Origin of the sequence: Micromonospora sp. NPDC047074, from assembly GCF_040643815.1 — a bacterium.
Classification (GTDB): domain Bacteria; phylum Actinomycetota; class Actinomycetes; order Mycobacteriales; family Micromonosporaceae; genus Micromonospora.
In genome coordinates this window covers 445,809-462,363 of sequence record NZ_JBEYVB010000001.1, presented here as the reverse complement: position 1 = coordinate 462,363, position 16,555 = coordinate 445,809, and the positions used below count along the sequence as shown (strand labels likewise).

Genomic DNA, 16,555 nt, shown 5'->3' with positions numbered 1-16,555 from the left:
GACGGACGTGGTGATGGGCGTACGCGAGGAGCGCACGACCGGTGGACCGGTGGGCGAGGCAAGCGGCTCACCGGTCACGTCGTCGACGCAGTCCGGGGCCACGGATCTCGATCTCCTGCACGCCCACGTGGCCGGCGACCGGGACGCCTTCGCCGAGCTCTTCCACCGCCACCGCGACCGGCTCTGGGCGGTGGCCCTGCGCACGCTCGGCGAGCGCGAGGAGGCCGCTGACGCCCTCCAGGACGCCCTGCTGTCCGCCCACCGGGCCGCCGGCCGGTTCCGGGGTGACTCGGCGGTCACCACCTGGCTGCACCGGATCGTGGTGAACGCCTGCCTGGACCGGATCCGCCGGCGCCAGGCGCATCCCACGGTGCCGCTACCGGACGGCGCCCGGGACGACTCAGGCGCCGCCACCGGGGGTGTCGAACCGGCGGCCCCCGTCGAGGACCACGACACCGCGCTCGTGGTCCGTCAGGCGCTCGCCGGGTTGCCGGCCGAACAGCGGGCGGCGCTGATCCTGGTTGACGTGCAGGGCTACCCCGTTGCCGAGGTGGCCCAGATCCTCGGCGTGGCCGAGGGAACGGTCAAGAGCCGGTGCGCCCGGGGCCGGGCCCGCCTGGCGGCCCAGCTCGGGCACCTGCGCCCCGGCCCCGTGACCCGGCAGGCGGAGCGACAGGTCGTTACGCCGGGGTCGAAATCCGCCCCGACGACAGGTCCGGACGTGCCGGCCGTCACCCGGGGGAACCCACGGTCGCCCGAGGGCGTCCGATCGGTGTCGGGACGGTCCCGGCGGGATGCCCACCAGGAGGACGCGTGACTGCCGGGGGGTTCAGGGAGGTCGACCACGACCTGCTCGCCGACTATCTGGGCGGGGCGTTGGACGGCACCCCGGACGAGGTCCTCGTCGCCCGGCTGGTCGACGAGGACCCTGCCTGGGCGCAGGCGCACGCGCTGTTGGCACCGGCCCTGGCGGGCGTCCACGCCGATCTGGCCGACTGGGGCGCACCCTCGGTGGAGATGCCGGCGGACGTCGCCGACCGGATCGTCAGCGCCCTGGCCCACGCCACCGAGGTGGCCGACGGGCCGGTGGCATCCAGGCCGGGCGTCGGGGCGGTGCCCCAGCAGCCGCTCGGCGGCTCCGGGCGGCGTCCTGCCGGCGTACCCCGGTCGGAGCCGGGGCGCGGCGGAGGCACCGGGCCGGGGCGACGGCGACGCCGCTGGGCCAGGGTGGCCGGGCCGGTCGCGCTTGCCGCGGTGTCGGTCGCGGCGGTCGGGCTCGGCGTCAGCCAACTCACCGGGGACCAGCAGTCGAGCAGAACCGGGGACAGCGCCCTGCCGGGCAGCGCGAGCCGCGAGAGCGTCAGCCCCGAGGCCGCCACCCCGTTCCGGGTCGCCGGCGAACCGTCGGTGTCCAGCGGCACGGACTACACACCGGAGTCCCTGGCCAGGCTCTCGGCGTTGGCGAAGAAGTCACAGGGCTCCGCCGGCGGTCGGTCCGCGGTGCCGGGTGTCGAGGCGGAGGGCGGGCGGCGGCCCGCTCTGGCGCTCGGCCTCGACCGGCTCACCGACCCCGGCGCGCTCGCCGCCTGCATCGAGGCGATCAGGGCGGAGCACGGCAACGGGCCGTTGGTGGTCGAGGTGGTCGACTACGCCCGGTTCCAGGGACTGCCGGCGCTGGTCGTACGCTTCACCGACGCCGCCGGCGCGAGCTGGGCCTGGGCGACCGGTCCGGAGTGCGGCGTCCCCGGGTCCGGCTCGGACAGCCGCCACCGCGCGCGGGTAGGGTGAATTCGCGGCCACCGGACGTTTGACCGTCCACGTGACCTGACCCACCGGATGACCGGCTCGGGAATCCCCGGTTCGTACGATGACGTTCTGCACATCAGACTGCCGGCACCGCGAGGGGCGTCGGCATCGGATCGGCATCGGTGCGCGCCGATGGCGAACAACACACTCGGGAGACGGCAGTGGACGAGGTCCGCAACCTGATCATCATCGGCTCCGGGCCCGCCGGTTACACGGCGGCGGTCTACGCGGCGCGCGCCAACCTCAAGCCGCTGATCATCGAGGGCGTGCAGTCGGGCGGCGCGCTGATGACGACCACCGAGGTGGAGAACTTCCCCGGTTTCGCCGACGGCATCCTCGGCCCGGAACTGATGGACAACATGCGCAAGCAGGCCGAGCGGTTCGGCGCGGAGTTCCTCACCGACGACGTGACACGGGTCGAGCTGAAGGACACCGGCACTATCGGCTCCGACGCCGTCAGCACCGTCTGGGTGGGGCAGACCGCGTACCGGGCGAGGGCGGTCATCCTCACCACCGGCTCCGCGTGGCGCCCGCTCGGCGTTCCCGGCGAGCAGGAGTACCTCGGCCACGGCGTCTCGTCCTGCGCGACCTGTGACGGCTTCTTCTTCCGTAACCAGCACATCGTGGTCGTCGGCGGCGGCGACTCGGCGATGGAGGAGGCCAGCTTCCTCACCCGGTTCGCCGAGTCGGTCACCATCCTCCACCGCCGGGACTCCTTCCGGGCCAGCAAGATCATGGCCGATCGGGCGCTGAGCAACGACAAGATCAAGGTCGAGTGGAACACCGTGGTCGAGGAGATCCTCGGCGACGACGGCAAGGTCTCCGGGGTGCGGGTGCGTAACACGCACACCGGCGAGTCCAAGGTCCTGGACGTCACGGGCGTGTTCGTGGCCATCGGTCACGACCCCCGCAGCGAGCTGTTCCGGGGGCAGGTGGACCTGGACGACGAGGGCTACGTCAAGGTTGAGGCACCCAGCACCCGGACCAACGTGCCCGGCGTGTTCGCCGCCGGTGACCTGGTGGACCACACCTACCGGCAGGCGATCACCGCCGCCGGTACGGGCTGTGCCGCCGCACTGGACGCCGAGCGCTTCATCGCCACGTTGCAGGGCTGAACAACGGAAACACATCCCGGAGGAGGGTCAATAGTGGGAGCAACGAAGTCGGTCACCGACGCGAGTTTCGCCGCCGACGTGCTGAAGTCCGACAAGCCGGTTCTGGTGGACTTCTGGGCCGAGTGGTGCGGCCCGTGCCGCAAGGTGTCGCCGCTGCTGGAGGAGATCGCAGGCGAGATGGGCGACCAGGTCACCATCGTCAAGCTCAACATCGACGAGAACCCGGAGACCGCCCGCGCCTACCGGGTGATGTCGGTCCCGACCCTCACCGTCTTCAAGAACGGCGAGCCGGTGCAGTCGATCGCTGGCGCCAAGCCGAAGGGTGAGCTGGTGCGGCTCATCGAATCGGCGCTCTGAGCTGCACAAACGCGACGTCGACCCCGAATCCGGTCCGCCGGGTACGGGGTCGACGCCTTTTTCCCGGCGCACCGCACCTGGAACCGCAAGAACGCATAACCTCAACCCCGGGGGCCGCCCGGCCAGCAACCGTCGCACAGAGGGGGTCGTGCGTGCGTCCGATCCGACCCGGTGACCGTGGACCCGCTGTAACGGAGATCCGTACGGTGCTGACCGGCCTCGACCTGCTCGTCCCGACGGCGCCGGACGCCGACGAGTTCGACGCGCACACCGAGCGGGCCGTGCGGGCCTTCCAGCAGTCCCGGGGGCTCAGCGTGGACGGTCGGGTCGGCGCGGAGACCTGGCGGGCCCTGGACGCCGCCCGCTGGCGGCTCGGCGCCCGCACCCTCTACCACGCGATTCCCGAGCCGCTCACCGGCGAGGACGTCCGTTCGCTCCAGGAACGGCTGCTGGAGATGGGCTACGACGTCGGGCGCGCGGACGCCATCTACGGCGTACGGACGTCCCGGGCGGTCGCCCAGTTCCAGCGCGAGGTCGGACTGACCCCCGACGGCTCGTGCGGGCCGCACACCATGAACGCGCTGCGCAGGCTCGGCCGCAAGGTCGTCGGTGGGCGGCCGCAGTGGCTGCGCGAGTCCGACGCCATCCGGCAGTCCGGCCCGACGCTGGTGGGCCGGACCGTCGTCATCGACCCCGGCCACGGGGGCACCGATCCGGGCGTGGTGGTTCCGGACGGACCGCTGCGCTGGACGGAGGCGGACCTGGTGCACGACCTGGCCAGCCGGCTGGAGGGCAGGCTCGCCGCCTCCGGGGTCCGGGTGCAGCTCACCCGCGGGCCGGCGCCGGAGGAGTGCCTGCCGGACGTCAGCCGCGCGGAGCTGGCCAACTCGCTCGGTGCCGACGTGTTCATCTCGCTGCACGTCGACCAGCACCACAACCCGGAGGCCGAGGGCGTGGCGACCTACCACTACGGCACCGACAACGGGGTGACCTCGGCGACCGGGGAGCGGCTGGCCGGGCTGGTGCAGCGCGAGGTCGTCGCGCGTACCGGGCTGCGGGACTGCCGTACGCACGCGAAGGCCTGGGACCTGCTCCGGCTCACCCGGATGCCCGCCGTACGCGTCGAGGTCGGCTACCTCACCTCGCCCGCCGACCGGGCCCGGCTGATCGACCCCCGGTTCCGGGACAGGGTGGTCGAAGCCATCGTGGCCGCCGTGCAGCGAATGTACTTCCCCGTCGAGCGGGACGTCCCCACCGGCTCGATCGACGTGAGCGAGCTGCGGGCGGTCGTGGCCGCCGGCACGGTGGTGGACTGAGCGGTCAGCCGACGGACGAGCGGGTGGCCGGGGTCGGCCGGACCGGACGGAGCAACGTCTCGGGGCTCATCGAGCCGAGCAGCTTCTCCAGCGCGTACTCGACGTCGGACTTCCAGCTCAACGCGGTACGCAGCTCCAGCCGCAGGCGGGGGAAGCGCGGGTGCGGGCGGACGGTCTTGAAGCCCACGGAGAGGAAGAAGTCGGCCGGGGCGACGCAGGTGCCGGCGGGGTCGGCCGCGTCGCCGACCTTGGCGTCACCGAACGCCTCGATCGCCTTGATACCACGCTTGGTGAGGTCCCGGGCGACGCCCTGGACCAGCATCCGGCCCAGCCCACCGCCCACGAACGCGGGCACCACGTTGGCCGTCATCAGCAGCACCGCGTCGGCGGATACCGGCGAGGTGGGGAACGCCATCGAGCGGGGCACGTAGGCCGGTGGGGCGTAGAGCACGAAACCGGCCGGCATGCCGTCGACGTAGACGAGTTTCCCGCAGGACCCCCACTCCAGCAGCGTCTGCGAGACCCAGGCCTCCTTCTCCAGCCCCGGGTCGCCGGCGGCGCACGCCCGGTCCGCAGAAACCGGATCAAGCTCCCAGTAGACGCACTCCCGGCACGGACGGGGCAGGTCCTCCAAGGTGTCGAGGGTCAAGCTCACCAGACGTCGCGACATTGGCGCATCCCCACATTAGGCTCGAAGCTGGGACCGGCACGGCACGACCACGCCGCCCTCCTGCTCCCGACGAGCGATCGTACGCCGCGAACGGACGCCACGGGAGAGGACGCGCGAATGCCCCACGTTCCGGGCACCGGCCGGCGGTCCGCGATGTGGACGCCTATCACGTCACAGCGACGCTCCTGACCTGGGGGGACTAGGATCGACAACCGGCATCCCGCGTCGCCATGGCCGTCGGTGTCCCGGGTACGCCGGGGCGGGAGCCACCCGAGCAGCCATCGAGGTGATGTCATGACCGGCACGACGCTCGACGACTACACCGACCGGTACGCCCGGCGCGTGCGGGGCATGACCGCCTCGGAGATCCGCGCGCTCTTCGCGGTGGCCAGCCGGCCGGAGGTGGTCTCGCTCGCCGGCGGCGCCCCCTACATCGCGGCGCTGCCGCTCGACGCCGTCGGTGAGATGCTCGGCCGGCTCGGTGCCGAGCACGGCGCCACCACCCTCCAGTACGGCATCGGCCAGGGCACCCTGGAGTTGCGCGAGCGGATCTGCGAGGTGATGGCGCTCTCCGGCATCGACGCCGCCTGTGGCGCCTCCCCGGACGACGTGGTGGTCACCGTGGGCGGGCAGCAGGCCCTCGACCTGGTGGCCCGTCTCTTCCTCGACCCGGGTGACGTGGTGCTCGCCGAGGGGCCGACCTATGTCGGTGCGCTCGGGGTGTTCCAGGCCGCCCAGGCTCAGGTCGCGCACGTGCCGATGGACGACGACGGGCTGATCCCGGAGGCGCTGGAGGCGGCCATCGCCGAGCAGGCGCGCGCCGGCCGGCGGGTGAAGTTCCTCTACACCATCCCGACCTACCAGAACCCGACCGGCGTGACGTTGACCGAGGAGCGGCGCGAGCGGGTGCTCGACATCTGCGAGCGGGCCGGCCTGCTGGTGGTCGAGGACGACCCGTACGGCCAGCTGGGTTTCGAGGGGGACGCGCCGGCGCCGTTGCGCGCTCGGCGCCGCGACGGGGTCTTCTACCTCAGCACCTTCTCCAAGACCTTCGCCCCGGGCCTGCGGGTCGGCTGGATCCTCGCGCCGCACGCGGTCCGCGACAAGCTGGTCATCGCCAGTGAGGCGCAGATCCTCTGCCCGAGCGGCTACGCGCAGGCCGCCGTCTCCACCTATCTGGGCACCATGCCCTGGCGGGAGCAGCTCAAGGTCTACCGGGAGGTTTACCGGGAGCGGCGCGACGCGATGCTGGCCGCGCTGGACGACCTGATGCCGGCCGGCACGACCTGGACCACGCCGGGCGGCGGTCTCTTCGTCTGGGCGACCCTGCCCGACGGCCTCGACTCGAAGGCGATGATGCCGCGGGCCATCGCCGCCCGGGTGGCGTACGTGCCGGGCACCGGCTTCTACGCCGACGGCACCGGCGGCGACAACATGCGGTTGAACTTCTCCTTCCCGTCGCCGGAACGGATCCGCGAGGGGGTGCGCCGGCTGGCCGGCGTGATGGAGCAGGACATCGCCATGCGGCGGGTGTTCGGCGCGGTCGGCCGCCCCGGCACGCGGCGGAGGCAGGCCGGCGCGGATGCGCCGGGACCCGACTTGGCATGATTCCGGCATGGCTCCCACCGCTGCCGACCGTTCTCTCGTGACCGGCTCCGCCGTCACCACCGACCTGCGCGTGCTGGTGCTCGCCGGCGGCCTCTCCTACGAACGTGACGTCTCCCTCCGGTCCGGCCGTCGGGTGCTCGACGCGCTGCGCGCCGTCGGGATGGAAGCCGAGTTGCGGGACGCCGACGTGGCGCTGCTGCCGGCCCTGGCCGCCGACCCGCCGGACGCCGTGGTGATCGCGCTGCACGGCGCCACCGGCGAGGACGGGTCGCTGCGGGGCGTGCTCGACCTCTGCGGCATCCCGTACGTGGGGTGCGACGCCCGCGCGTCGCGGCTCGCCTGGGACAAGCCGTCGGCCAAGGCGGTGCTCCGCGAGGCGGGCATCCCCACCCCGGACTGGGTCGCCCTGCCGCACGACCGGTTCTCCGAGTTGGGCGCCGTGGCGGTGCTGGACCGGATCGTCGACCGGTTGGGCCTGCCGCTCATGGTGAAGCCCGCCCAGGGCGGCTCGGGGCTGGGCGCCGCCGTGGTCCGGGAGGCCGCGTCCCTGCCGGCCGCGATGGTCGGCTGCTTCGCGTACGACTCCACGGCGCTTGTCGAGCGGTACGTGCCCGGCATGGACGTCGCGGTCTCCGTGGTGGACCTGGGCGACGGACCCCGTGCCCTGCCGGCGGTGGAGATCGTGCCCCGCAACGGGGTGTACGACTACGCCGCCCGGTACACGGCCGGCCGCACCACCTGGCACACGCCCGCGCGGCTGGAGCCGGAGGTGGCCGACGCGGTCGCCGACGTCGCGCTGGCCGCGCACAACGCGCTGGGCCTGCGTGACCTGAGCCGCGTCGACCTGATCGTGGACTCGGCCGGCCAGCCGCACGTGCTGGAGGTCAACGTCTCACCGGGGATGACGGAGACCTCCCTGCTGCCGCTCGCGGTGCAGGCGGCCGGTCTGGACTTCGGCAGGATGCTCGGGTCCCTGGTGGCCCGCGCCGTGGCCCGCCACTCCTGAATCCCCGCTTCTGGCCTGACGCGCCGCGGGCGGCCACCCCGAGGAATCTCCTTCGGGTGGCCGCCCGCGGCGCGTCAGGCGTCGGACCGGCTCTCGTCCGTGGCGGTCGGCCCGGCCTCCGGCACCTCTGCCGGCGGAATCTCCTCGGCGGAGGAGATGACGGACACCGCCTCGCCCTCCGGCGGGTCGCCGCCCGCCATGGGCTGGCCCGCGAAGCTGGACGGCGCCTGCCACTGGATGCGCGGCGGCTCGGCGAGCGGCCGGCCTCCGAATTCCGCCAACCAGGCGGCGACCATGGCGAGATTCTCTCGCCACTGCGCCTCGGAGATGGCCGGCAGGATGGAGTCCCACAGGGAGAGGAAGGTTCCCCGTAGCTGGAGCTGACCGTACGGCCGCGCCAGGAACCAGATGTGCAGATGCGCCGAACCGTCGCCCCATCGGTTGACGTGCACCCGGGCGACCCCGTCGAGGGACCGGATCGCCCGCTCCAGGCGGACGGTCATCACACCCAGCTCGGCGGCGAGCAGGTTCGGCAGGTCGCCGAGGTCCAGGTGCGAACGGGATTCCAGGATCAACACCATCGGCAGCCCGGTCGGGCGATCCATGGCGCGTACCCGCCACCGCTCGCCCACCCAGATGTAGGCGTCGTCGGGTGCGCTGCAGGCGGTGCATTCCCGGTGCCCCTCGCCCTTACGCGGCGGTTCGACCGGGACCGGGTCATCGAGTTGCTTGACGCGAAGGTCGCCCTCGAAGGGGAAGGACGGCCACTGGGTGAAGTCCGGAGCAGAGGGAGGGGTGTCGTGCACGACGCTGACACTAACCGGTTCCAGGACCGCTGTCCCCACCCGAACGATCAACGAGGCAGCGCGACCGCGATAGCCGGCGCGGCTTTGTCCACAGCTATCCACAGGCCGACGGGACGCCGCACACCTGCCGTCATCCACAGGCTGACACCCCGTTTCACGCGGGAATTCACCCGGCGGGGGGTGCCCCTGTGGATAACCGGTGTGGATAACTTGCGTCCACTGCCGGGTGCCGACCGGCAGCGGACGCGCGCCGTTTCACGTGAAACGGGAGAGCGGCCGGCAGGGCGTCCCCGCTCTCCTGTGCCATCCGTCCCACCGGCGGTTCTGTTGGCAGGAGAAATCCGCGCGTCCGGGATTCGCCGAGGGCAGGGGCGGGCGGCAGCGCGTGTCGGTGGGGACCTGCCGACAGCACTGCATCCCGGGGCGGCACTGCTCTCAGTCGCTCAGCCTCGCCCTGCTCCCTGTGACACACGGCCACAAACTGCCGGGTCGTGTCGGATCCTCCAACGCCGCCCCGGCGGGGTGGGTCTCTGTCCACAGGCAGGCCTTCCGATGACGTCCAAACGGACCGACGTCAACGCCATACGTCGTGCACCCAGTAGCTCGGGCCAACGCCAGGGCGACCATGGGCCGAGACGAGCGAGGACTGCCGCTGCGGGTTTGGCGGCGTAGCCGCTACGGCAAGCCGTTGACCGCTTCCGGGCGGCCGATCCGAAGCTTCCGATCTCGCCAAGAGCCGGGCCGTCGAACCCCTCTCAATCCGCCGACCTGGACGGCGTGCACGAGCCCGGCTGGTTTCACGTGAAACCAGCCTGTGCCTAACTGCCTCGGCAGGGACGTTCCCTGCCCTGCTCGTCGGACGCGCCGTTGGCCGGGTATCGCCGCGAGGCCGTCCTTGCGTCTTGTCGGGGGCGGCCGCCGGTTCGGGATGGGCATTGGTCGAGCCCGCCAGGAAGCGCTACGGGGCCCCGCAGACCCGATCCTGCACTCGGAGTGGTCCGGCCCTCTTTCCTGCCTTCTGCGGGCCACAGGGGCGGTTCTTGGGGTTCCCGTCGGCCCGCCCTCCCTGGCGTGGGCTCAGCGGTCATTTGCTCTGCCCGTCCAGAGGTCTCGGGCGCCTCCTGGAGTGCTCCCGTTTCACGTGAAACGGGAGACGAGAGACGGGAGACGGGAGACGGGAGACGGGAGAGTTTCCGAGCGCGGGTCGATTTAGGCGCGTCAGCTTCGGAAGGCGATTCCTCTCAAGGCGCGGCACGGGCTCCAGAGCGCGTAGGGGCAGCGCGCGGGCGAGGGCGGGCCGCGCTCAGGGCCATGAGCCGAGTCCGGGCCGGCTACCGCGTTCGGTGCTGTTCCGCTGTCGGCACGGCTTCCGCCTCCGCCCTGACGATCTCAGGCACTCGATCGCCACCGGAGCACCCACCCCGACAAGCCTCGCCCTTCGAGCCGACACAGCCGCTGGGCAGAACCCCGGCCGTCGCCGAGCCGCTCGGCGATGGCCGGTGCGTCCCCTCTGAATCCCCGGCGGCATCCCCCGCTTCGGGCAGAGGAACGCACGACGGCGGCGGCCAGACATGACACGGCCGCGTGACCCTGTGGGTCACGCGGCCGGCGGTACGCCAGAGATCAGGCTTCCGGCTCCTCTTCCTGGCCGACGCCGATGATGCCGACGATCCGCTCCAGGTCGTCGACCGTCGCGAACTCGATCGTTATCTTGCCCTTGCTCCGGCCGATGTCGACCTTCACGTGGGTGTCGAAACGGTCGGAGAGGCGGTCGGCCAGATCGGTCAGGGCGGGGGCGTGCGGCTTCGGACGGCGCTTGGCCGTCTCCTTCTTGCTCGTACCGTCGCTCAGGGCCAGAGCGACGATCTCCTCGGTCGCCCGCACCGAGAGCCCTTCGGCGACGATCCGGAGCGCGAGCTTTTCCTGTGCGTCGGCCTCGTCGAGGCTGAGGAGCGCTCGGGCGTGCCCGGCCGAGAGCACGCCAGCGGCGACCCGCTTCTGGACCTGGGCGGGCAAGTTGAGCAGCCGGATGGTGTTCGAGATCTGCGGTCGGCTCCGCCCGATCCGCCTGGCCAGCTCCTCGTGGGTGGCGCCGAACTCGTCCAGCAGTTGCTGGTAGGCGGCAGCCTCTTCCAGCGGGTTCAGGTTCGCCCGATGGATGTTCTCCAGCAACGCGTCCCGGAGCATGGCGTCGTCGCGGGTGTCCCGGACGATCGCCGGAATGTTCTCCCGCCCGACGGCCTGCGCGGCCCGCCAGCGTCGCTCACCCATGACCAGCTCGTACTTCTCGTCGTCGAGCTGCCGTACGACGATCGGCTGGAGAAAGCCGACCTCCTGGATCGAGGTCTTCAGCTCCTCCAGAGCGTCCTCGTCGAAGACCTGGCGGGGCTGCTTCGGGTTGGGCACGATGGCGTCGACCGGGATCTCGGCGAACCGGGCGCCCGGCACCGGGCTGAGCGCGGGCTCTGGCTCCGGCTGTGCCGCCACGGGCTGGCTCGCCACGGCCGGCGGCGGCTCGGTCGGCACGGCGGTGGCAACGCCGACAGCGGGCTCGTCCGGGACGGCCGGCACTGCCGTGGTGGTCGGCTCAACCGCGGTGGTCGGCGGCGGCCCGGTCGGGATGAGTGCTCCGAGGCCTCGCCCCAGACCGCCCCGAGGACGGTTCTTCATGCCACGCCTCCCAGCGACTGTTCCCCACTACCCATTCCGGCCCACCGGCTCCTTGATCCCGCGCTCGGCGATTTCCTGGGCGGCTTCGAAGTAGCTCGTCGCCCCCCGCGATCCCGGATCGTAGGTCATCACCGACTGACCGTAGCTGGGTGCCTCCGAAACCCGGACGTTGCGGGGGATGACCGCCTGGAGCACCTTGTCGCCGAAGTGGTTCCGGACGTCCTGCTCGACGGCGTCGGCCAGCCGGGTACGCCGGTCGTACATGGTGAGCAGGATGGTGGAGACGTCGAGCCTGGGGTTGAGGTGCTGCCGGACCAGGTTGATGTTGTTGATCAGCTGGTTCAACCCCTCCAGCGCGTAGTACTCGCACTGGATCGGGATGAGCACCTCCTGCGCGGCCACGAGCGCGTTGACCGTGAGCAGACCGAGCGAGGGCGGGCAGTCGATGAAGACGTAGTCGAAGTGACCGGGGTACGCCTCGATGGCCCGGGACAACCGGGACTCGCGCGCGACCACCGACACCAGCTCGATCTCCGCACCTGCGAGGTCGATCGTGGCCGGTACGCACCAGAGGTTCGGGATGCCCTCTACCCCCTGGGCGACCTCCGCCAGCGGCACGCTGTTGATAAGGCAGTCGTAGACGTCGGGCACGCCGGTGTGGTGCGGGACGTTCAGCCCCGTCGAGGCGTTGCCCTGCGGGTCGAGGTCGACCACCAGGACCCGGTTACCGTGCAGGGCGAGCGCCACCGCCAGGTTCACCGTGGTCGTGGTCTTTCCCACGCCGCCCTTCTGGTTGGCGACGCACATGACCCGGGTCCGCTCCGGCCGAGGCATCATCACCTCGCCACTCGGATTCAGGATCTGCACGGCGCGCATCGCCTCCATAGCCAACGGTGGGTCATCCTCTTCGCGCGTCGGGGTTTCACGTGAAACGTACGCGGCCTCGGCGGCAGCGGGCTCGTAGGAGCCGGCCGGGGGCCCGGACGTGTCGGTGACGGATACGGGGTCGGGGGACGCGTCCGGCACCGCGTCCGGGGTGGGTTGCTGCGGCACGGCGGACTCGAACCGGGCCGGGGACGAAGCGTTGCGGCGGATGGGGATCACCCGACCGCCGGCCGCACCACCCGGGTATGGCCCGTCGACTGCCGCCCGCGCTGGCGCGTCCGGCTCCGCAGCACTCGGCCGGGCGGCCGGCTCCCAGTCCTGCGGCTGGATCGACGGGCCACGGGACGGCTCGTCGGGGGACCAGCTCGGGTAGTCGGTTTCACGTGAAACCGGGTCGCGTGACCCGGTCACGCGCGGATCGTCGTACCTGCCGTCGTCATGCACCTGTCATCCCTGCCCGCTTCGGATGGTCGGTCCGCACCCCGTCAACTGGCCGCACGTGATCGCACCGCGCGAGCGTACGGCCCGGCGGGAGCGGTCGGGACCGGTGAACATCCGTTGCCGCCCGCTCCACACTATCGACGCGCGGCCAGCCTACGGCTCACGGGCGCAGCCGGTCCACGTCGGGTTCTCATCCTTCCGTCCACCCGTACCGGTTTCAACGACACAACGGGCAGACGGGAAGCCATTGCGCGGCAACCGGCGCGGCGTGCGACCGAATTCAGCGTCGCCGATTCCGACCGCCGCGCGACCCCTTCGGAGCCTTCGGCCGGGGGCCGACCACCCGTTCCCGCACGATCTCCACCACGGTCGTCGGCGGATCGATCACTCCCTCGCCGCAACGGCGTACCTCAGGCTCGCCGCCGCCCAGCCGCGCCACCGTCTCCGCGTGTTCGGCGACCTCGTCGGCCGCGGACGCGCCCTTGAGGGCGATCAGCCGTCCGCCGCGCACGACGAGCGGAAGGCACCAGGTCGACAGCCGGTCCAGCGGCGCGACGGCACGGGCGGTCACCACGTCCCCGCTGAACGGGCCGACGCCAGTCGAGCCGGTCGCCGCCTCCTCGGCCCGCCCCCGGAAGACGCGGACCGTCTTCGCCAGTCCGAGCCGCTGCACCGTCTCGATGAGGAACGAGGTGCGCCGGGCGAGGGGTTCGATCAGGGTCACGGTCAGGTCCGGACGCGCGATGGCCAGGACCAGGCCGGGAAGTCCGGCCCCGGAGCCGACGTCGAGCACCGTCGCACCCTCCGGGATCCGCTCGGCCACCGCCGCGCAGTTGAGCAGGTGGCGGTCCCAGATCCGGGGCGCCTCGCGCGGGCCGATCAGGCCGCGAACCACGCCGTCGGTGGCCAGCAGTTCGGCGTACGCGGCGGCCAGGTCGATCCGGTCGCCGAAAAGGGTACGCGCCGCGCCCGCCAACTCCGGCGGCAGCACCGCGTCGGTGGGCGACGGGGCCCGGTCCTCGGGTGTCGTGGGCGGGGTGGAGTCAGGGTGCACGGTCGGCTCGTCCCGGACAGGCGACGGCCCGGGCGGCGTGCCGCCCGGGCCGGCCACGGCACCGGCCGTGGGGTCGTCGTGAGTCACCCGGTCAGTCCGCCGGCCGGACGATGATGCGCCGGTTCGGCTCGACACCCTCGGACTCGCTCTCCACGCCGCTCATCGCGTTGACCACGTCGTGCACGCACTTGCGCTCGAACGCGGACATCGGCTCCAGGCGCACGGGCTCGCCGTGCTCCTTGACCTTCTCGACGGCGTTCCTGGCGACGGCGGCGAGCTCCTTGCGGCGGTTGGCCCGGTAGCCGCCGACGTCGAGCAGCAGCCGACTCGGCGTGCCGGTCTGCCGGAAGACAGCCAGCCGGGCGAGTTCCTGAAGCGCCTCCAGGGTGGCACCGCGCTGACCGACCAGGTTCTGGAGCCGGCCGCCGACCACCTCGACGACGGGACGACCGCCGGAGACCAACTCGTCGATGTCGCCGTCGTAGTCGAGGATGTCGAGCAGCCCCTCGACGTAGTCGGCCGCGATCTCGCTCTGCCGGAACAGCTCGCTCTCGCCTGCGGCCTTCTTCTCCTTGGTGCCCGGCTCCTCGTCGGTCCCCTCGGTCTCGCCGTTCACCGCGGTCGGCTCGGTCCCCTCGTCGCCCAGGGACTGGTCGGCGTGGGGGGTGCTGGTGTCGGTCACGGTTTCATCTCCGTAGTCGCTCGGCCGGACCGTCGGGTCCGTTGGTTTCCCGGGGCCGGCGGGAGGTCGCCGGTGCCCACGGGCACGTCTGTCGTACGGGCAGTCTCGCCCGTGACCGCGCCGCGCGCGGCGGTTCCGCCCGGCGCCGGCCATCCGGCGGCTGCACGGTGCGGAACGGGCCGCCGCAGGTCTCCCCACGGCGGCCCGGAGGCTCTCAGCCCTGCCGCTTGGCGGGGCCCTTCTTGGGGTTGACCGGCTTGGCGCCCGGCTTGGGGCCGGCGACCTTTGGCGCGGCGGGCTTGGCCGGCGGCTGGGGAGCGGCCTTACGGCCCAGCAGGCCACCGGTCCTGGCCGGCTGCACCGGGTTGCGGGCGGAGGTGCCCGGCTTGCTGGTGGCGGTGGGCGGCGGCGGGAACTTCCGCAGCACCCACTGCTGCTGGCCGAGGGTGAAGAGGTTGTTCGTGACCCAGTAGATGATCACACCGATCGGGAAGATCGCGCCGGAGATCAGCAGGGACAGCGGGATGCCGTAGAGCATCAGCTTCTGGATCATCCGCTGCTGCGGGTCCTCGGCCCAGCCGGTCTTGAGGATCATCTGGCGGCTGGTGAGGTAGGTGGTGCCCATCATGACCAGCACCAGGATGCCGGCAATGATCTTCACGGTGGTGCCGTTGGCGCCGAGCCGAGCCAACTCCTCGGCGGTGGAGCCGAACTTGCCGGCGATCGGGGCGGTGAAGAGCTTGGCGGCCGAGGCGCTCTCGAACTGGGTGACCGTCCAGCCGTAGAGCGTCTTGCCCTGGTTGGCCGGGTCGAGCCGGCGGAGCACGTGGAAGAGGCCCAGGAAGACGGGGATCTGGAGGAACATCGGAAGGCAGCCCATGAGCGGGTTGGCCTTTTCCTTCCGATAGAGCTCCATCATCTCCTTCTGGAGCGTCTCCTTGTCACCCTTGTGCTTCTCCTGCAGCGCCTTGACCTTCGGCTGGAGCGCCTGCATGGCACGCTGCGACTTGATCTGCTTGACGAAGACGGGGAAGAGGATCACCCGGACGGTGACCACCAGGAAGATGATGGCGAGGATCCAGGCCCAGTTGCTGCCGATCGCCGCCCCGTCCGGCACCCCGATGGCGTCCCAGGCCCCATGCCAGGCCAGCAGGATCCACGAAATCGCGTAGTAGATCCAGTCGAGACTCAATTCTCAGGCTCCAGTCACATCGGCACGGCGGCGGCCGCCCGGCTCCGGCACCGGGTCGTGTCCACCTGGGTGGAAGGGGTGGCAGCGCAACAACCGCCGGACCGTGAGGCCCGCTCCCCGGATAGCGCCGTGCCGGGCCACCGCCTCCAGGGCGTAGGCGCTGCACGACGGGTAGAACCGACAGCGGGCCGGCAGAGCCGGACTTATCCACCGACGGTACGCGATGATGGGCCCGCTCAGCACTCGGGCACCGATCGTGGCCGGCCGAGACGTGGCTGGTCCTGACGTCACCGGGACCGCCGTCCGCGGGGGGCCCTCGCCGCGGCGATCGCCGCGTCCAGGTCGGCACCGAGTCGCGGGTACGACGCCTCGGCCGCAGCCGGCAACGCCCGTACGACCAGGGTGCTTCCGCCGGGCAGCTCGGCCAGCCGCTCGCGGGCCAGATGCCGCAGGCGGCGCCGGACCCGGTTGCGGACCACGGCGTTGCCGACAGCCTTGGACACGACGAAGCCGGCGCGGGCCGGCCCGGAGGGTTGCTCCGCACCGCTGCTCCGCGCCGGCTCCGGCGAGGTTACTGTCGCCGCGTCGGGGGTCGGCAGGCTCAGGTGGACGACGACGGCGCCACGGCCGGCGCGACGGCCACCCCGGACCGCTGCGGCGAAGTCAGTGCTGCGCCGCAGTCGCTGTGCGGCCGCCAGCACGACTGCCCACGTTCCCCGGACTTGCCCCGGTCGGCCTCAGGCCGACAGGCGGGCGCGGCCCTTGGACCGACGGGTCGAAAGAATGGCGCGGCCGGCCCGGGTGCGCATGCGCAGCCGGAAGCCGTGGGTCTTCGCGCGCCGGCGGTTGTTCGGCTGGTAGGTGCGCTTGCTCACGTCAGGCTCTCCGTTTTCGTACGCCTCGGACGAGGGGTCGCCGGGGTCGTGTGGTGGTCCAGGCCACCTCGG

The 16,555-nt window shown here is 72.0% G+C and carries 17 protein-coding genes; 7 read left to right on the top strand and 10 right to left on the bottom strand.

What is annotated here, in order from left to right:
* Window positions 1–13 precede the first annotated feature (13 nt).
* From sigM to ABZ809_RS02190, 5 genes are all read left to right on the top strand, one after another.
* The gene (gene sigM / locus ABZ809_RS02210) at window positions 14–817 is read left to right on the top strand and encodes an RNA polymerase sigma factor SigM (RefSeq protein WP_357560485.1); all 804 of its coding nucleotides are present in this window, start codon (window positions 14–16) and stop codon (window positions 815–817) included.
* Complete coding sequence (locus ABZ809_RS02205; RefSeq protein WP_357560484.1) at window positions 814–1,788, top strand: hypothetical protein; 975 nt, start codon at window positions 814–816, stop codon at window positions 1,786–1,788. The genes sigM and ABZ809_RS02205 overlap by 4 nt, the downstream gene beginning before the upstream one ends.
* Before the next feature lie 179 nt (window positions 1,789–1,967).
* Window positions 1,968–2,921, top strand: coding sequence for a thioredoxin-disulfide reductase (gene trxB / locus ABZ809_RS02200; RefSeq protein WP_357560483.1), 954 nt, complete (start codon window positions 1,968–1,970; stop codon window positions 2,919–2,921).
* 33 nt (window positions 2,922–2,954) lie between these two features.
* Complete coding sequence (gene trxA, locus ABZ809_RS02195; protein WP_132235478.1) at window positions 2,955–3,278, top strand: thioredoxin; 324 nt, start codon at window positions 2,955–2,957, stop codon at window positions 3,276–3,278.
* A 152-nt stretch (window positions 3,279–3,430) separates the two neighbouring features.
* On the top strand, window positions 3,431–4,594 hold the full coding sequence (locus ABZ809_RS02190; RefSeq protein ID WP_357560482.1) for an N-acetylmuramoyl-L-alanine amidase: 1,164 nt from the start codon (window positions 3,431–3,433) through the stop codon (window positions 4,592–4,594).
* Between the two features lie 4 nt (window positions 4,595–4,598).
* Here ABZ809_RS02190 and ABZ809_RS02185 read toward each other — a convergent pair whose 3' ends face one another.
* Window positions 4,599–5,264: a GNAT family N-acetyltransferase gene (locus tag ABZ809_RS02185; RefSeq protein ID WP_357560481.1), complete on the bottom strand. Its 666-nt coding sequence runs from the start codon at window positions 5,262–5,264 to the stop codon at window positions 4,599–4,601.
* Window positions 5,265–5,558: 294 nt separating this feature from the next.
* On the opposite strand from ABZ809_RS02185, the gene ABZ809_RS02180 reads away from it, so the two are divergent.
* Window positions 5,559–6,872, top strand: a complete 1,314-nt coding sequence (locus tag ABZ809_RS02180; RefSeq protein WP_357560480.1) for a PLP-dependent aminotransferase family protein — start codon at window positions 5,559–5,561, stop codon at window positions 6,870–6,872.
* Window positions 6,873–6,879: 7 nt separating this feature from the next.
* Window positions 6,880–7,878 carry a D-alanine--D-alanine ligase gene (locus tag ABZ809_RS02175; RefSeq protein WP_357560479.1) on the top strand — a complete coding sequence of 333 codons (999 nt, stop codon included), beginning with the start codon at window positions 6,880–6,882 and terminating at the stop codon, window positions 7,876–7,878.
* Window positions 7,879–7,952: 74 nt separating this feature from the next.
* Here ABZ809_RS02175 and ABZ809_RS02170 read toward each other — a convergent pair whose 3' ends face one another.
* From ABZ809_RS02170 to rpmH, 9 genes are all read right to left on the bottom strand, one after another.
* Window positions 7,953–8,684 (bottom strand): hypothetical protein, encoded by a 732-nt coding sequence (locus ABZ809_RS02170; RefSeq protein ID WP_357560478.1) that lies wholly within the window; start codon window positions 8,682–8,684, stop codon window positions 7,953–7,955.
* Window positions 8,685–10,307: 1,623 nt separating this feature from the next.
* Entirely contained in the window at window positions 10,308–11,354 is a 1,047-nt protein-coding gene (locus ABZ809_RS02165) for a ParB/RepB/Spo0J family partition protein (protein ID WP_357560477.1), read from the bottom strand.
* Window positions 11,355–11,381: 27 nt separating this feature from the next.
* Window positions 11,382–12,683 (bottom strand): AAA family ATPase, encoded by a 1,302-nt coding sequence (locus ABZ809_RS02160; protein WP_357560476.1) that lies wholly within the window; start codon window positions 12,681–12,683, stop codon window positions 11,382–11,384.
* A 277-nt stretch (window positions 12,684–12,960) separates the two neighbouring features.
* Window positions 12,961–13,821 (bottom strand): 16S rRNA (guanine(527)-N(7))-methyltransferase RsmG, encoded by an 861-nt coding sequence (gene rsmG / locus ABZ809_RS02155; RefSeq protein ID WP_357560475.1) that lies wholly within the window; start codon window positions 13,819–13,821, stop codon window positions 12,961–12,963.
* Window positions 13,822–13,825: 4 nt separating this feature from the next.
* A complete protein-coding gene (locus ABZ809_RS02150) occupies window positions 13,826–14,416 on the bottom strand; it encodes a R3H domain-containing nucleic acid-binding protein (protein ID WP_357560474.1) in 591 nt (196 codons plus the stop codon).
* Between the two features lie 214 nt (window positions 14,417–14,630).
* Window positions 14,631–15,608, bottom strand: a complete 978-nt coding sequence (gene yidC, locus ABZ809_RS02145) for a membrane protein insertase YidC (protein ID WP_357560473.1) — start codon at window positions 15,606–15,608, stop codon at window positions 14,631–14,633.
* Window positions 15,609–15,611: 3 nt separating this feature from the next.
* Window positions 15,612–15,851, bottom strand: a complete 240-nt coding sequence (gene yidD / locus ABZ809_RS02140; protein ID WP_357560472.1) for a membrane protein insertion efficiency factor YidD — start codon at window positions 15,849–15,851, stop codon at window positions 15,612–15,614.
* A gap of 44 nt (window positions 15,852–15,895) precedes the next feature.
* Window positions 15,896–16,309, bottom strand: coding sequence for a ribonuclease P protein component (rnpA, locus tag ABZ809_RS02135; protein ID WP_357560471.1), 414 nt, complete (start codon window positions 16,307–16,309; stop codon window positions 15,896–15,898).
* A 36-nt stretch (window positions 16,310–16,345) separates the two neighbouring features.
* On the bottom strand, window positions 16,346–16,483 hold the full coding sequence (gene rpmH / locus ABZ809_RS02130; protein WP_089002791.1) for a 50S ribosomal protein L34: 138 nt from the start codon (window positions 16,481–16,483) through the stop codon (window positions 16,346–16,348).
* Window positions 16,484–16,555: the final 72 nt, after the last annotated feature.

Coding starts and splice junctions, on each gene's coding strand:
- ABZ809_RS02165 (WP_357560477.1), bottom strand. CDS start 11,354: ATGAAGAACCGTCCTCGGGGCGGTCTGGGGCGAGGCCTCGGAGCACTC.
- ABZ809_RS02180 (WP_357560480.1), top strand. CDS start 5,559: ATGACCGGCACGACGCTCGACGACTACACCGACCGGTACGCCCGGCGC.
- sigM (WP_357560485.1), top strand. CDS start 14: ATGGGCGTACGCGAGGAGCGCACGACCGGTGGACCGGTGGGCGAGGCA.
- ABZ809_RS02185 (WP_357560481.1), bottom strand. CDS start 5,264: ATGTCGCGACGTCTGGTGAGCTTGACCCTCGACACCTTGGAGGACCTG.
- ABZ809_RS02175 (WP_357560479.1), top strand. CDS start 6,880: ATGGCTCCCACCGCTGCCGACCGTTCTCTCGTGACCGGCTCCGCCGTC.